The organism is Aestuarium zhoushanense, from assembly GCF_056431045.1.
On sequence record NZ_JBWKMA010000022.1, the window covers coordinates 330241 to 345749 of the forward strand.

General features: G+C 56.4%; 13 protein-coding genes. 7 read left to right on the forward strand and 6 right to left on the reverse strand.

Features of this window, described 5'->3' with window-relative positions; all coding sequences use genetic code 11:
* A complete protein-coding gene (locus AC07ED_RS09085; protein WP_105235506.1) occupies positions 1–393 on the reverse strand; it encodes a cytidine deaminase in 393 nt (130 codons plus the stop codon).
* 179 nt (positions 394–572) lie between these two features.
* Here AC07ED_RS09085 and AC07ED_RS09090 point away from each other — a divergent pair, with 179 nt between their 5' ends.
* Positions 573–2852 carry an NADP-dependent malic enzyme gene (locus AC07ED_RS09090; RefSeq protein WP_105235507.1) on the forward strand — a complete coding sequence of 760 codons (2280 nt, stop codon included), beginning with the start codon at positions 573–575 and terminating at the stop codon, positions 2850–2852.
* Positions 2853–3119: 267 nt separating this feature from the next.
* Positions 3120–5012: a propionate-CoA ligase PrpE gene (gene prpE / locus AC07ED_RS09095; RefSeq protein WP_105235508.1), complete on the forward strand. Its 1893-nt coding sequence runs from the start codon at positions 3120–3122 to the stop codon at positions 5010–5012.
* Positions 5013–5069: 57 nt separating this feature from the next.
* On the opposite strand, the gene AC07ED_RS09100 is transcribed toward prpE, so the two are convergent.
* The gene (locus AC07ED_RS09100) at positions 5070–5828 is read right to left on the reverse strand and encodes an NAD kinase (protein WP_105235509.1); all 759 of its coding nucleotides are present in this window, start codon (positions 5826–5828) and stop codon (positions 5070–5072) included.
* Positions 5829–6038: 210 nt separating this feature from the next.
* Here AC07ED_RS09100 and glyA point away from each other — a divergent pair, with 210 nt between their 5' ends.
* Both glyA and AC07ED_RS09110 read left to right on the forward strand, forming a co-directional pair.
* Positions 6039–7328, forward strand: a complete 1290-nt coding sequence (gene glyA, locus AC07ED_RS09105; protein ID WP_105235510.1) for a serine hydroxymethyltransferase — start codon at positions 6039–6041, stop codon at positions 7326–7328.
* Between the two features lie 101 nt (positions 7329–7429).
* Positions 7430–8182, forward strand: a complete 753-nt coding sequence (locus tag AC07ED_RS09110; protein ID WP_105236373.1) for an alpha/beta fold hydrolase — start codon at positions 7430–7432, stop codon at positions 8180–8182.
* Between the two features lie 110 nt (positions 8183–8292).
* Here AC07ED_RS09110 and AC07ED_RS09115 read toward each other — a convergent pair whose 3' ends face one another.
* A complete protein-coding gene (locus tag AC07ED_RS09115; RefSeq protein WP_105235511.1) occupies positions 8293–8475 on the reverse strand; it encodes a CTP synthetase in 183 nt (60 codons plus the stop codon).
* A 289-nt stretch (positions 8476–8764) separates the two neighbouring features.
* Between AC07ED_RS09115 and AC07ED_RS09120 the strand changes: the two genes are divergently transcribed.
* Positions 8765–9070 (forward strand): hypothetical protein, encoded by a 306-nt coding sequence (locus AC07ED_RS09120; RefSeq protein WP_105235512.1) that lies wholly within the window; start codon positions 8765–8767, stop codon positions 9068–9070.
* A gap of 19 nt (positions 9071–9089) precedes the next feature.
* On the opposite strand, the gene AC07ED_RS09125 is transcribed toward AC07ED_RS09120, so the two are convergent.
* Together AC07ED_RS09125 and lepA are read right to left on the reverse strand one after the other, a co-directional pair.
* Positions 9090–10334 carry a hypothetical protein gene (locus AC07ED_RS09125; protein WP_105235513.1) on the reverse strand — a complete coding sequence of 415 codons (1245 nt, stop codon included), beginning with the start codon at positions 10332–10334 and terminating at the stop codon, positions 9090–9092.
* Positions 10335–10406: 72 nt separating this feature from the next.
* Positions 10407–12206, reverse strand: coding sequence for a translation elongation factor 4 (lepA, locus tag AC07ED_RS09130; RefSeq protein WP_067549575.1), 1800 nt, complete (start codon positions 12204–12206; stop codon positions 10407–10409).
* A gap of 266 nt (positions 12207–12472) precedes the next feature.
* Between lepA and AC07ED_RS09135 the strand changes: the two genes are divergently transcribed.
* The gene (locus AC07ED_RS09135; RefSeq protein ID WP_105235514.1) at positions 12473–13447 is read left to right on the forward strand and encodes a quinone oxidoreductase family protein; all 975 of its coding nucleotides are present in this window, start codon (positions 12473–12475) and stop codon (positions 13445–13447) included.
* A gap of 26 nt (positions 13448–13473) precedes the next feature.
* The gene (locus tag AC07ED_RS09140; protein WP_105236374.1) at positions 13474–14208 is read left to right on the forward strand and encodes an SDR family oxidoreductase; all 735 of its coding nucleotides are present in this window, start codon (positions 13474–13476) and stop codon (positions 14206–14208) included.
* Between the two features lie 26 nt (positions 14209–14234).
* On the opposite strand, the gene glcF is transcribed toward AC07ED_RS09140, so the two are convergent.
* Complete coding sequence (glcF, locus tag AC07ED_RS09145) at positions 14235–15509, reverse strand: glycolate oxidase subunit GlcF (RefSeq protein ID WP_105235515.1); 1275 nt, start codon at positions 15507–15509, stop codon at positions 14235–14237.

Consider the following 15509-nt stretch of genomic DNA (forward strand, 5'->3'; position numbering starts at 1 on the left):
TTAGGTATTGGCCATATGATCTGCGGTGAACACACCGGGCAGCAGCTGCGCCACGGTCATATCCAGCTGCGCCCCACCCGTCGTATACATCCGCACGATCGTGTCAGGCTGCGCAAATTCTGCGATTTTCTGACGGCATCCGCCACAAGGCGTCACAGGCGTTGGGCTATCGGCGATCACCGCGACCTCAACAATCTTGCGGTCACCCGCCGCACACATGGCCGCAATCGCGCCCGCTTCGGCGCAGGTGCCTTCGGGATAAGCGACGTTTTCAACGTTGACGCCTGTATAGATCGTCCCGCTTGCGGTCTGGACCGCCGCGCCTACCTTAAAATTGGAATAGGGCGCATAGGCATTTTCGCGAACGGCTTTGGCATGATCGAGCAACGACATAGGACCCTCTTTGATCGTTTGGTAAAATGTGCAGCGCGAAGCGAACGGTTGCAAGCGCTATGACTTAAATACCGACTATATCAGCCGATAAGGTTTGCAACGAGAGGTCAATCCCCTGTATGGAGGCCTTGGACCAACAGAAAATTTAGTTTAACGCTAAACTAAAAAGGAATGACCACATGACCGACAAGAGCAAGGACAACCTGCGTCAGGCAGCGCTGGACTACCACCAGTTCCCGAAACCGGGGAAACTGGAAATCCGCGCAACCAAACCTCTGGCAAACGGACGTGACCTTGCCCGCGCTTACAGCCCCGGCGTGGCCGAAGCCTGTCTGGAGATCAAGGCCGACGCAGACACCGCGCGCGCCTATACCTCGCGCGGCAACCTTGTTGGTGTTGTGACAAACGGCACGGCGGTTCTAGGCCTCGGCAATATCGGTGCCTTGGCGTCAAAGCCCGTTATGGAAGGCAAGGCGGTTCTCTTTAAGAAGTTCGCGAACATCGACTGTTTCGACATCGAACTGAACGAACCCGACCCTTACAAACTGGCCGAGATTGTCTGTTCGCTCGAACCTACCTTTGGCGCGATCAACCTCGAAGACATCAAAGCGCCCGATTGCTTTATCGTTGAAAAGATCTGCCGCGAACGCATGAACATTCCTGTGTTCCACGACGACCAGCACGGCACCGCGATTGTTGTGGGCGCTGCCGCCACCAACGCGCTGCACGTCGCAGGCAAAAAATTCGAAGATATTAAGGTCGTCTCTACCGGCGGCGGCGCGGCAGGCATTGCCTGCCTCAACATGCTCCTGAAGCTCGGTGTAAAGCGTGAAAACGTATGGCTCTGCGACATCGCGGGTCTGGTCTATGAAGGCCGTACCGAAGAAATGACCCCGCAGAAAGAAGCCTACGCACAGGCCTCTGACCTGCGTACACTGGACGAGGTGATCGAAGGCGCGGACCTGTTCCTTGGCCTGTCTGGTCCGGGTGTCCTGAAACCCGAGATGGTCAAGAAAATGGCGACCCGCCCAATCGTCTTTGCACTGGCAAACCCGACACCAGAAATTCTGCCTGACCTCGCCCGCGAAGCCTCGCCCGATGCGATCATCGCGACAGGCCGTTCGGACTACCCGAACCAAGTCAACAACGTGCTCTGCTTCCCGTTCATCTTCCGCGGTGCCCTCGACGTGGGCGCGACAGAGATCAACGACGAAATGCAGATCGCTTGCGTTGAAGGTATCGCCGCCCTCGCCCGCGCAACCACCAGCGCCGAAGCGGCTGCCGCGTACCAAGGCGAGAAATTGACATTTGGCGCCGACTACCTGATCCCCAAACCCTTCGACCCGCGTCTCATGGGCGTTGTGGCCTCTGCCGTGGCAAAGGCGGCGATGGAAACTGGCGTTGCGAAAACCCCGCTCGACGATATGGCGGAGTATAAGAAACGCCTCGACGGGTCGGTCTTTAAGTCCGCGCTCCTCATGCGCCCCGTCTTCGAAGCCGCCCGCACCGCGTCGCGCCGCATCGTATTCTCTGAGGGCGAAGACGAACGCGTTCTGCGCGCCGCTCAGGCCGTTCTCGAAGAAACCACAGAGACCCCGATCCTCATCGGTCGTCCCGAGGTCATAGAACGCCGCTGCGAACGCGCGGGCCTGAAAATCCGTCCGCAGGTCGATTTTGAGATCGTGAACCCCGAAAACGATCCGCGCTACTACGACTACTGGACCACCTACCACAGCCTGATGGAACGTCAGGGCGTCACGCCCGATCTGGCAAAGGCCATCATGCGCACCAACACCACCGCGATTGCGGCGATCATGGTGCAGCGTGGCGAGGCAGACAGCATGATCTGTGGCACCTTTGGTCAATACCTCTGGCACCTCAACTACGTGACCCAAGTGCTGGGCCGCGACGGACATGAACCGACTGCCGCTTTGTCGATGATGATCCTTGAGGACGGCCCGCTGTTTATCGCAGACACCCACCTGCACCCTGAACCGACCCCCGCACAGATCGCGAAAACCGTGATCGGTGCTGCACGTCACGCAAAACGCTTTGGCATCACGCCGAACATCGCGCTCTGTTCTCATTCGCAGTTCGGTAGCCTCGACATTGACTCGGGCCGTCGGATGCGGGCCGCGATGGCGCTCTTGGACGCAGAGACACGTGATTTCTGCTATGAGGGCGAAATGCACATCGACGCCGCGCTCGATCCCGAACTGCGCGAACGCATCTTCCCGCAGAGCCGCATGAAGGGCTCGGCCAACGTGCTGATCTTTGCAAACTCTGACGCGGCCTCTGGTGTGCGCAACATTCTCAAAATGAAAGGCGGCGGCCTTGAGGTCGGTCCGATCCTCATGGGCATGGGCAACCGCGCCCACATCGTCACCCCGTCGATCACCGCACGCGGCCTGCTGAACATGTCGGCAATCGCGGGCACGCCAGTGTCGCACTACGGCTAACATCGAGTTGTGGCGCTCTTGGCAACAGGGGCGCCACAGCTAGAATCTCTGCAAAGACAGATTTACAAAATCTGACACCAAACTTTGCAAACCTCGCCTATTTTTACCGAAATCCGTATATTTCTGTAAAGTTTGCAAAAGTTTGCAACCCACAACACCCCTTTTCTGCAAATTTTTTGCGCCAAAGCGTCGCTCTGGACGCTAACATTGTTGCTTGCCTGATCCCCTCTCGCTTAGACCATTACCCAAGCAAGAGGAGGAGCTCTTATGACCTACAAAGACGTATACGACAGCTGGAAATCTGATCCCGAAGGGTTCTGGATGGAACAGGCCAAGGCAATCGACTGGGTCGAGGCTCCGACCAAGGCACTGTTTGACGACAACGCTCCGATTTACGAATGGTTCTCGGATGCAAAGGTCAACACCTGCTACAACGCCGTTGACCGCCACGTAGAGGCAGGCCGTGGTGAACAGGCTGCGATCATTTACGATAGCCCGATCACTCACACCAAACGGTCGATCTCTTACGTCGAACTGCGCAATCGTGTGGCATCGCTTGCTGGTGCGCTCCGTGCCAAAGGCATCGAAAAAGGCGACCGCGTCATCATCTACATGCCGATGATCCCCGAAGCGCTTGAGGCGATGCTGGCCTGCGCCCGTATTGGCGCGATCCACTCGGTCGTGTTCGGTGGATTTGCGGCGCACGAACTGGCTGTTCGGATCGACGACGCGAAACCCAAAGCGATCATCGCAGCATCCTGCGGTCTGGAACCAAACCGCGTGGTGCACTACAAACCGCTCCTCGACGGTGCCATCGAACAAGCCACTCACAAGCCCGACTTCTGCGTTATTTTCCAGCGCGAACAAGAAGTCGCAGAACTGATCCCAGGTCGAGACTTTAACTGGCACGGCTTCCAATTCGGTGTTGAGCCTGCGGAATGTGTCCCTGTTGAGGGCAACCACCCCGCCTACATCCTCTACACCTCGGGCACCACGGGTGAGCCAAAAGGCGTCGTTCGTCCGACCGCAGGCCATCTGGTCGCGCTGAACTGGACGATGAAGAACATCTATAACGTCGATCCGGGTGATGTGTTCTGGGCTGCATCGGACGTGGGTTGGGTCGTGGGTCACTCTTACATCACCTACGGTCCGCTGGTGCACGGCAACACCACCATCGTCTTTGAAGGCAAACCCGTTGGCACCCCCGACGCTGGCACCTTCTGGCGCGTGATCCAAGAACACAACGTCCGTTCGTTCTTTACCGCACCGACCGCGTTCCGCGCGATCAAACGCGAAGACCCGAAAGGCGAGTTCATTAAGAAATACGACACCTCATGCCTGCGTGCGCTGTACCTCGCTGGGGAACGCGCTGACCCTGACACCATCGTCTGGGCGCAAAACGTGCTGGGCGTGCCTGTCTATGACCACTGGTGGCAGACCGAAACGGGCTGGACCATCGCGGGCAACCCCGCAGGGATCGAAGCGCTCCCTGTTAAGATCGGCTCCCCGACCGTTCCGATGCCGGGTTACGACGTGCAGATCCTCGACGATGCTGGCCACCCTGTCCCAGACGGAGAGCTCGGCGCGATTGCGGTGAAACTCCCGCTGCCTCCGGGTACGCTGCCGACCCTGTGGAACGCCGAAGAACGTTTCCGCAAGTCCTACCTGAACACCTTCCCCGGTTACTATGAAACCGGTGACGCAGGCATGAAGGACGAGGACGGCTACCTCTACATCATGGCTCGCACCGATGACGTGATCAACGTGGCAGGCCACCGCCTATCGACTGGCGCGATGGAACAAGTGCTCGCCTCGCACCCTGACGTGGCCGAATGCGCCGTGATCGGTGTTGGTGACGACCTCAAGGGTCAGCTTCCGATGGGCTTCCTCTGCCTCAACTCGGGCTGCAACCGCCCGCACGATGAGATCATCAAAGAAGTCGTCAAACTGGTCCGTGACCAGATCGGCCCAGTGGCTGCGTTCAAACTCGCAACCGTGGTGGATCGCCTGCCGAAAACCCGCTCGGGCAAAATCCTGCGCGCTACCATGGTGAAAATCGCGGACGGCGAAGAGTTCAAGATGCCTGCGACCATCGACGATCCTGCGATCTTGGATGAAATCCGCGCGGCTCTGATCCCGATGGGCTATGCCAAGTCGTAATCGACCGACACACCAACAGACAAAGGCGGTAGGATCATCCTGCCGCCTTTTCTTATTCTATACGAACTGTTCTTGGATCAGACGTTCCTCTAACCCGTGGCCCGGGTCGAACATGATGCGGTGCACCACATCCGTCGCCGTCTTAATCCGAACGCGTGCAACATCCCGCACCGACCGCCCATCCGCGTCCGCCATCACGGGACGCTTTTTAGGGTCGATCACATCGAACTGAACCTCTGCCGATTTCGGCAACAACGCCCCGCGCCACCGCCGTGGACGGAACGCAGCCACAGCGGTCAATGCCAGCACATCCGCACCAATCGGCAAAATCGGACCGTGGGCGGAATAGTTATAGGCCGTGGATCCCGCAGGCGTGGCAAGCAGCGCACCATCACAGACCAGTTCAGCCATCCGCAGCTTTCCATCGACAGTGATCCGCAAACGCGCCGCCTGAGGCCCCTCGCGCAAGAGCGACACCTCGTTAATCGCTAGCGCATGATGCACTTTGCCATCATTGGTCTCTGCCGTCATGGAAAGCGGGTTGAACTGCTCTTCCTCTGCCGCGGCGAGACGGAACAACAGATCGTCCTCGTGATATTCGTTCATCAAAAAGCCGACCGTGCCACGGTTCATCCCGTAAACAGGCAGGTCCAGATGTTCGGTCCCGTGCAAGGTCTGCAACATGAACCCATCCCCGCCCAAGGCGACGATGACCTCAGCCTCTTCGACGGGCACCGATTTATAACGCGCCAAAAGACGCTCCAGAGCATTCTGGGCGGTGGGTGCATCACTGGCAACAAAGGCAATTTTCGTCATTGTCCCCTCCGGTCAATGATCAATGGGTAGCAAAGGAACCGTCGCCCTGCACCGCCAAAGTTGCCTATGCGCGAAAATATCCCCGATCATGGCCCCCTTTCCCGCCTTTGCTTCGCTTTCATGATGATTATGACGTTTTCGCGACTTTCCCCGCGCCGCTAGAACCCCTAAACAACACACAATCAAAACTCCTACTCTGAGGACGTGCGTATGACTGCCACCGACGCTGGTTTTTTCACCGAAAGCCTTGAAACCCGTGACCCCGATCTATTTGCTGCGATCCGCTCTGAATTGGGCCGTCAGCGCCACGAGATCGAACTGATCGCTTCGGAAAACATCGTATCCAAAGCTGTGATGGAAGCCCAAGGCTCTGTCATGACCAACAAATACGCCGAAGGTTATGCTGGTAAGCGTTACTACGGCGGCTGCGAATACGTAGACATCGCTGAAACCCTCGCGATCGAACGCGCAAAACAGCTGTTCAACTGTGAATTCGCAAACGTTCAGCCGAACTCTGGTTCGCAAGCGAACCAAGGCGTGTTCCAAGCTCTCCTCCAGCCGGGTGACACCATCCTCGGCATGTCGCTCGACGCTGGCGGCCACCTGACCCACGGCGCAAAGCCGAACCAGTCGGGCAAATGGTTCAACGCGATCCAATACGGCGTTCGCCAGCAAGACAGCCAGATCGACTACGACCAGATCCAAGCTCTTGCCACCGAACACCAGCCGAAGATGATCATCGCAGGTGGCTCGGCTATCCCGCGCATCATCGACTTCGCTAAAATGCGCGAAATCGCAGACAGCGTTGGCGCATACCTCCTCGTCGACATGGCACACTTTGCGGGTCTCGTGGCTGCTGGCCTCTACCCGTCGCCGTTCCCGCATGCACACGTTGCAACCACCACCACCCACAAGACCCTCCGTGGTCCGCGCGGCGGCATGATCGTCACCAACGACGAAGCCATCGCAAAGAAACTGAACTCGGCGATCTTCCCGGGTATTCAGGGTGGCCCGCTGATGCACGTCATCGCTGGTAAAGCGGTTGCCTTCGGTGAAGCACTGCGCCCCGAATTCAAAGAGTATCAGAAGCAGGTTGTTGCAAACGCTCAGGCGCTCGCTGACCAGCTGATGAAAGGTGGCCTCGACATCGTAACTGGCGGCACTGACAGCCACCTGATGCTCGTTGACCTGCGCCCCAAAGGCGTAAAAGGCAACGAAACCGAAGCCGCTCTGGGTCGCGCAAACATCACCTGCAACAAAAACGGTATCCCGTTTGACCCTGAAAAACCGACCGTAACTTCCGGCGTTCGTCTGGGGTCGCCCGCTGGTACCACCCGCGGCTTCAAAGAAGCAGAGTTCCGTCAAATCGCTGACTGGATCGTCGAGGTTGTTGACGGTCTGGCTGCAAACGGCGCTGACGGCAACGCAGAAGTCGAAGCTAAGGTCAAAGCCGAAGTCGAAGCCCTGTGCGAAAAGTTCCCGCTCTACCCGACCCTCTAAGGTCAACCAGAGCTACATGATCAAAGGGGTCGCGATGCATGTCGCGGCCCTTTTTCTTTGCCCTATCGGTCGATATACCTGTGCCAAATTGGGGAAAGATTATGCTGAACACGATCCGCCACGGCGAACCGACCGACAAACCGAACCTCTTGATAGCACACGGACTTTTCGGGTCAGGCCGCAACTGGGGCGTGATCGCAAAACGTCTTTCGGACGAACGTGAGGTCGTTGCGGTCGATATGCGCAACCACGGCAGCAGCCCTTGGAACGACAGCCACACCTACCCCGAACTGGCAGATGACATCGCGGAAGTCATTGAAAACAAATGGAATATCCTCGGTCACTCGATGGGTGGCAAGGCGGCGATGATGGTGGCTTTGAATTACCCTGAAAAGGTTAACAGGCTGATTGTCGCAGATATAGCGCCGATTGCGTATAGCCATACGCAGACACAAAATATTGATGCGATGCGGGCTGTTGATCTAAGTATTGTGGAAAAGCGGCAAGATGCGGTGGCTCAGTTGTCGCATTTGGACGAAGGGCTGCAAGCGTTTTTCCTGCAATCCCTTGATTTAAAAGAGAAACGTTGGAAGCTCAATCTGGATGCGCTTGAGGCGAATATGCCTGCGATTTTGGGCTTTCCAGACGTCACGGGCAAGCGATTTGAGGGCGAAACGCTGTTCCTGTCGGGCGCAAATTCGACCTATGTCTTGCCCGAATACAGAAACAAAATCAAAGAGTTATTCCCCAACGCGCATTTCGCTAAAATCCCTGGAACGGGGCATTGGCTGCATGCGGAAAAGCCGCGGGAATTTGAACTGGCGGTCAGGACGTTCCTCAACCTAGAATATTGAGGACGAATAGACGGCGGCGGCCGATAAGGCGCTGATAATAAAGAGATAAACTGTGGGCATTGGCATCTCCTTTATAGGTAAACGCCGATGCCACTGATTTCCGTCGAGATTTATGCGTTTTGGATCGCTTTTGCGACCACCCATGTCACGGGCAGAGCGGCGACAAAGCCCACGCCAGCCGCGATGAGGATGGGGTTCAGCGTGTCGTAACCCATTGTAAGTGCTGCAACAACGAGCGAACCCGCGAGGGTGGTGCCGATCAACGAATAGAGAATAGATGCAAGGCGAAGCATGGATGCCTCCTGTCAACAAATGCCAATATATTGAGATTAACTTATATTAACACACGCTCGCGTTGATCTGCATCAATCCCTACATCTAGTGGCCCCACCCCCTCCGCACGGTGGTGTAACGGGACATTAGGAGCGTTTTGGTAAACCTAATCGCACCTGTTTGAGGCAAATACAGGACGTATTAACCGTGCACCGTCACGGTCCGTTACTGGGCCAAAACCCCGTAAAGAGTCCGATTTTCCGCAAAACAGGACGTATTTTGAATTCCTCATGGAAGGTTTTGCCCCAAATGCACCTCGACCCGTTGCCTCAGTTCAAAAAAGTGTCGCTCACCACGTTCCGCACCCGCGCCAATGCCTATGTCGAATGGATCGACCGCATGGGCACCCACGTCTGGATCACCAAACACCGCCGTCTCGTCGCGGGGGTCGTGCCGTTCTACCAACTCCGCGCGATGGAGCGGCTGATGGGCAAAGACATCACCGACCACGAACGAGACATCGACGCCAAACGCCGCCGCGTGATGTGGGCGGCTTATGACCACCAGATCGAGATGCTGATGCGCGAGCAGGAGTTGCGGACGCGGAAGAGGTGAGAAACGTAATTCTCGTTGATCAAGTAGGCGAACTACGATCCCCGACAATTTTAGCAGCAACTGCTACAATTGCCCCTGTTAGCGCACTTCCTTGATATGAGAAATCACCCTCATTGTAACTTTTCATATGTTCTCTTAGTAGGTTCATCCGCAACTCTGTTTCTGCTTCAAACTGAGCAGTATCATCTATCTCAGATTTTGAGGCAGCTGCAGTCGTAACATCTTTTGCAATGATGCTAAGTTTTGAAAATTCAAGTCGTTGTCTATTGATTCGAACAATTTCAAAGAATAGCCGACCTATAATATATCCACATGCCTCAATTAGTGTGATTGCAACAATTACGAAGGGAAGTCGGGTCAAAAATATAACCCAAACATCAACATCCTCAGATTTCCACAACTGAGTTAAATCAATAGCACTAGAAAACAGGGAGCGAAGAATGATCGAAAGAATAATGACGAAAGGAATCGAGAGAATAACATACCAGAAAATATTCCTATTACCTTCACGAACAAAACCTGAAATTTCGCTCGGAAAAATCCTCAACTCTTCCTTTAACTCATTTAACTCTTTTTGCGCATCTTTAATTTCCTTTAATAGCGATGCTTGAATTTTTCTATCTCCAGAGATTGCCGTCTTAATTGACGCCAAATCATCTTGCCGCTCTGAAAAATTGTTTTTCGAAGCTTCAATATCAGACGAAATTTTTGCAAGTTCCGCCTTTGATTGTCCAATTTCTCTGTTTAGCTGCTCAATCCTCTCCTGACGACTCTTAACTCCACTTTCCAATTCCGTTTTGAGTTGCTCTTTCTCCAGCAACTCCGACATTCGACGATCATAGTCCGCGACAAATCCCTCGAATTTTTTAAATTCCTCACCTGTAAACCCATAAACTCTCAAACTATTTAAAGTTGGCTTAGAAAAATTTTTTGCTTCTGGCTTGAATGATATTTTACTCACAAGCCTCTTTGGAGAAAGAACTAACGGATTTGAATTAAACTTACACTTCTCCTCCTTAGGTGAACCATCAACATATTGAAGTTCAAAAATGACATCATTCCAAGAATCATAATTACTAAATTCCAATTCTATTCTTGAAATATAGACTGGATCCTTAAACTGATACTCGAACCATGTATTTCTACCGCTCATAAAATTATCTGAGCTAACGTTGTTAATTAATTTATGAGCTTTACTTTGTCGAAATGAGTAGAAATCAGCATCTATTAGATGCGCAACGGGTTTGTCGCTGTGTGTAGTCATATCAAGAATTCCCAACAAAAAAGCCGCCCCGAACCGGAGCGGCTTTCATGTAACTACACCTTAGCGCGTTGATCAATCATCCATTTTCAACGCAGAGATGAAGGCTTCCTGCGGGATTTCGACTTTGCCGAACTGACGCATCTTCTTCTTACCCGCCTTCTGTTTATCCAGAAGTTTGCGTTTACGGGTGGCGTCGCCGCCGTAACACTTGGCCGTCACGTCTTTGCGCATGGCGGAGAGGGTTTCGCGGGCGATCACCTTGGCGCCGATGGCCGCTTGGATCGGGATTTTGAACATGTGACGCGGGATCAGGTCCTTGAGCTTTTCACACATGGCGCGGCCACGGGTTTCGGCACGGTCACGGTGGACCAGCATGGAGAGCGCGTCCACGGGTTCTTCGTTCACGAGGATCGACATTTTGACGAGGTTATCCTCGCGGTAGCCGACAAGGTGGTAGTCGAAGGAGGCATAGCCCTTGGTCACGGATTTCAGGCGGTCGTAGAAGTCAAAGACGACCTCGTTCAGGGGCAGGTCGTATTCGGTCATCGCGCGGGAACCTGCGTAGGTGAGGTTCAGCTGGATGCCGCGGCGGTCCTGACAGAGTTTGAGCACGTCACCGAGGTATTCATCGGGCACGAGGATGGTCGCTTTGATGCGGGGTTCTTCGATGTGGTCGATGAGGGTCTGGTCGGGCATGTCGGCGGGGTTGTGCAGGTCGCGCACTTCGCCCGATTTCATGTGCAGGTGATAGACCACGGAGGGCGCGGTGGTGATCAGGTCGATGTTATATTCGCGCTCAATGCGGTCACGGATCACTTCGAGGTGGAGAAGGCCGAGGAAGCCACAGCGGAAGCCAAAGCCGAGGGCGGCAGAGGATTCCATCTCGTAGGAGAAGGAAGCGTCGTTGAGGGCGAGTTTTTCGATCGCGTCGCGCATGTCCTCGAATTCGGAGGAGTCGACGGGGAAGAGGCCACAGAAGACCACAGGGATCGACGGCTTAAAGCCCGGAAGCGGTGTCTCTGCGCCCTTTTTGTCGTGGGTGATGGTGTCGCCTACGCGGGTGTCGCGCACCTGTTTGATCGATGCGGTGAGGAAGCCAATCTCGCCCGGTCCAAGTTCATCAACGGCGAGCATGGCGGGTTTGAAGACGCCGATGCGGTCCACGTGGTGGACGGTGCCGTTGGACATGAATTTGACTTTGTCGTTCTTGCGCAGAACGCCGTCGACGATGCGGACGAGGACCACAACTCCGAGGTAGCTGTCATACCAGGAGTCCACGAGCATAGCCTTGAGCGGGGCATCGCGGTCGCCTTTGGGGGCGGGCAGACGGTGGACGATGGCTTCGAGCGTTTCTTTGATGCCGATACCAGATTTCGCAGAAACTTGGAGCGCCTCAGAGGCGTCGATGCCGATCACGTCTTCGATCTGTTCCGCCACGCGTTCGCAGTCTGCTGCGGGGAGGTCGATCTTGTTCAGGACGGGCACGATTTCATGGTTCGCGTCGATGGCCTGATACACGTTGGCGAGGGTCTGTGCCTCAACGCCTTGGGTCGAGTCCACGACCAAGAGCGAGCCTTCGACCGCACGCATAGAGCGGGATACCTCATAGGCAAAGTCGACGTGTCCGGGAGTGTCGATCAGGTTGAGAACGTATTTCTCACCATTGTCAGCGAGGTAATCGATGCGGACGGTGTTCGCCTTAATGGTGATGCCGCGTTCGCGTTCGATGTCCATGCTGTCGAGAAGCTGCGCCTTCATATCGCGGTCAGCAACGGTTTGCGTCGACTGGATCAGACGGTCCGCAAGCGTGGATTTACCGTGGTCAATGTGAGCAACGATCGAGAAGTTCCGGATGTGGGACAGGTCGGTCATGGAAAAGGCAGCCTATGTGGGGTTCAGCGCCTGTCTATGTAGGGGAAAGGTCCGTTTTGCAAGGGGGGAGATACCGCCAACCGCATAGCCAAGGGGCCCATGGGCGGAATGTCGTGCGAAAGCGGTGGATGGGGCGCCCTATCTGAACCAATTTTTGGAAATCGCTGGCAATCGTGGCGGGCTGCGCCAGTTCCCTCAGGGAAATGATTGTGAACCGTTCAAACGGTCACTAGCGTTTCCGAAAGACAGGGAGGAGGAGCCCGACGATGGATACAGTGATCAGGTTGGAGACAACCGGTGCGCCCGAGGTTTTGCACGCCGTTCAGGTAGAGCCAGTGGCCCCCGCAGCGGGGGAGTTGCGGATCGAACATGAGGCGATTGGGATCAACTATCTCGACGTGATGCAGCGCAAGGGCACAGTGCCGTTTGCGGTTCCTAATGGGCTCGGCCTTGAGGGCGCTGGACGCGTTGTGGCGATTGGCGAAGGTGTCACGGGCTACAGCGTCGGGGATCGGATCGCCTATATTCTGGGGCCTGTTGGGGCCTATGCTTCTGCCCGCAATATTCCTGCGGCGCGGGCCGTAAAAATCCCCGAGGCGCTGAGTTTTGAGGACGCGGCGGCGATTTTATTCAAGGGGATCACGGCGGAATATCTGCTGACCGCCACGGGTGAGGTCAAAGCGGGCGATACGATCCTCGTTTACGGAGCTGCGGGCGGCGTGGGTCAGATCCTGACCGCATTGGCCAAGGAAATCGGCGCGACGGTGATTGGCGTTGTGTCTGGTGCGCATAGCGTTGAGACGGCAAAGGCCGCGGGCTGTGACCTCGTGCTGATCTGGGGCACGGATAACATCGTTGAAGAGGTGAGCACCTTTACCAAGGGCGCGAAGGTTCAGGTGGTTTATGACGGCGTGGGGCGTGCGACGTTTGACACGTCTATTGACTGCCTCGCCCCGCGTGGGTTGATGGTGTCGATGGGGGCGTCCTCTGGCGCGCCTGCTGCGGTCGAAATGTCGACACTGAACACCAAGGGATCGCTGTTCATCACCCGCCCGACCATTGCGAACCACGCGGTCGACGAGGCCGAATATCGCATGCGGGCAAAGGCCGTGTTCGATGCAGCAGAGCGCGGTGTGATCAAGCCGAACGTCTGGCGTCGATTCCCATTGGCGCAGGCCGCAGAGGCTCATGCCGCGATTGAAGCAGGCGGTGTAACGGGCGCAGTGTTGCTGACGGTGTAATGGGGGCTGACTTGGGCGATAACACGATGAAAACAATCATGATCACAGGTGCCGGGAGCGGCATCGGACGGGCCACGGCACGTCATTTCCTAGAAAACGGCTGGCGTGTGGCTCTGGTCGGTCGCCGCGCGGAAACGCTGACCGAGACGGCGCAGGGGCATGAGAACGCGCTCGTCCTGCCGTTTGACGTGACCGTGCCGAGCGAGGTCGATGCGGGCTTTGCGACGCTGCGCGACACTTGGGGGCGGCTTGATGTGTTGTTCAACAATGCAGGCGTCGGCGTTCCTGCGGCGCATATCGACGAGATTAAGGTCGAGGATTGGCTCAACCTGTCGAACATCAATATCACGGGCATGTTCCTGTGCGCCCGCGCAGCCTATGGGATGATGCGGCACCAGTCGCCGCAGGGCGGACGGATCATCAACAACGGGTCGATCTCGGCCCATGCGCCACGGGTGGGATCGGTGCCCTACACCATGTCGAAACACGCGGTGACGGGGCTGACAAAGACGCTGAGCCTTGATGGGCGGCAGTTCAACATTGCTTGTGGGCAGATCGACATCGGCAATGCGCTGACCGAAATGGCCGCGCCGATGACCAAGGGCATTGCGCAGGCGGATGGGTCGATCAAGGTCGAGCCGACGATGGACGTGGCTCAAGTCGCGACGAGCGTGATGTATATGGCGGGCCTACCGCTCGAGACGAACGTTCAGTTCATGACCATCATGGCGACCGCGATGCCGTTCATCGGACGCGGGTAAACGGGCAAAAAGGCCAGAGTAGTCCCCTACTCTGGCTTTGGTCCGCCGTAAGCCCAGTCGAGCAATTGAACCGTGTGGAACACGGGCACGTTTGCGCCTGACCCGATCTGGGTCATGCAGCCGATGTTGCCTGCCACGATGACGTCGGGTTTGGTGTCATTGATCGTAGCCAGCTTGCGAGCCTTGAGTTCATTCGCGATCTCGGGCTGCAAGAGGTTGTAGGTGCCTGCAGACCCACAGCAAAGGTGGGAATCCTTGGGCGTTGCGACGTCGAACCCTGCGCGGGTCAAGAGCGCCTTTGGCGCGTCTTTGACCTTTTGGCCGTGCTGGAGCGAACAGGCCGCGTGGTAGGTCACGCGCATGTTTTGTTTGGGCTGCTCGGGCAGGTCCAGCGTGGCGAGGAATTCGGTGATGTCGCGGCAGATGCCTGACACACGCGCGGCATCTTCGGCCAGATCGGTGTTGCGGAAGGTATGGCCGTAGTCCTTGACCGTTGTGCCGCAGCCCGAGGTGTTGATGATGATCGCATCGAGCCCTTTGCCATCCATCTCACGCGCCCATGTCTGGATGTTCTGACGGGCAAAGCTATGGCTCTCAGACTCGCGGCCCATGTGGTGGACGATGGCACCGCAGCAACCTTCGCCCTCTGGAATGACCACTTCGACGCCGAGGCGGGTCAGAAGGCGGATGGTGGCGGCGTTGATCTCTGAATCGAGCGCCTTTTGCGCACAGCCTGTCATAAGTGCCACACGTTTCCGAGCCGCGCCTTGGGCCGCGTGGGTCTGCGGGCGGTCATGATCGGCGGGTGGCACGATGCGGTCTGGGGCCAGCGCGAGCATGGCGCGTAGACGCGGATCAGGCATAAGCGGGCCGAGGATGCGACCGATACGGGCCGCACGCAGCGCGAGGCGGAACCGCGACGGATAGGGAATGATCCGCGCCAGCGTCCAGCGCAGCACCCGATCAAAGAGCGGGCGCTTATACGTCGCCTCAATATGGCTGCGGGCGTGGTCCAAGAGATGCGCGTAATGCACACCCGACGGGCAAGTGGTCATGCAGGCCAGACACCCCAAACAACGGTCGATGTGTTTGACCGTTTCCGCGTCTGCAGGGCGGTTGTTTTCCAGCATATCCTTGATCAGGTAGATGCGCCCACGAGGGCTATCCATTTCGTCGCCAAGGATTTGATAGGTCGGACAGGTCGCCGTGCAGAACCCGCAGTGGACGCAGGACCGCAGGATTTCGTTGGACCGCGCGATGGCTGGAATGGCGAGCTGTTCTTCTGTGAATTCAGTTTTCAT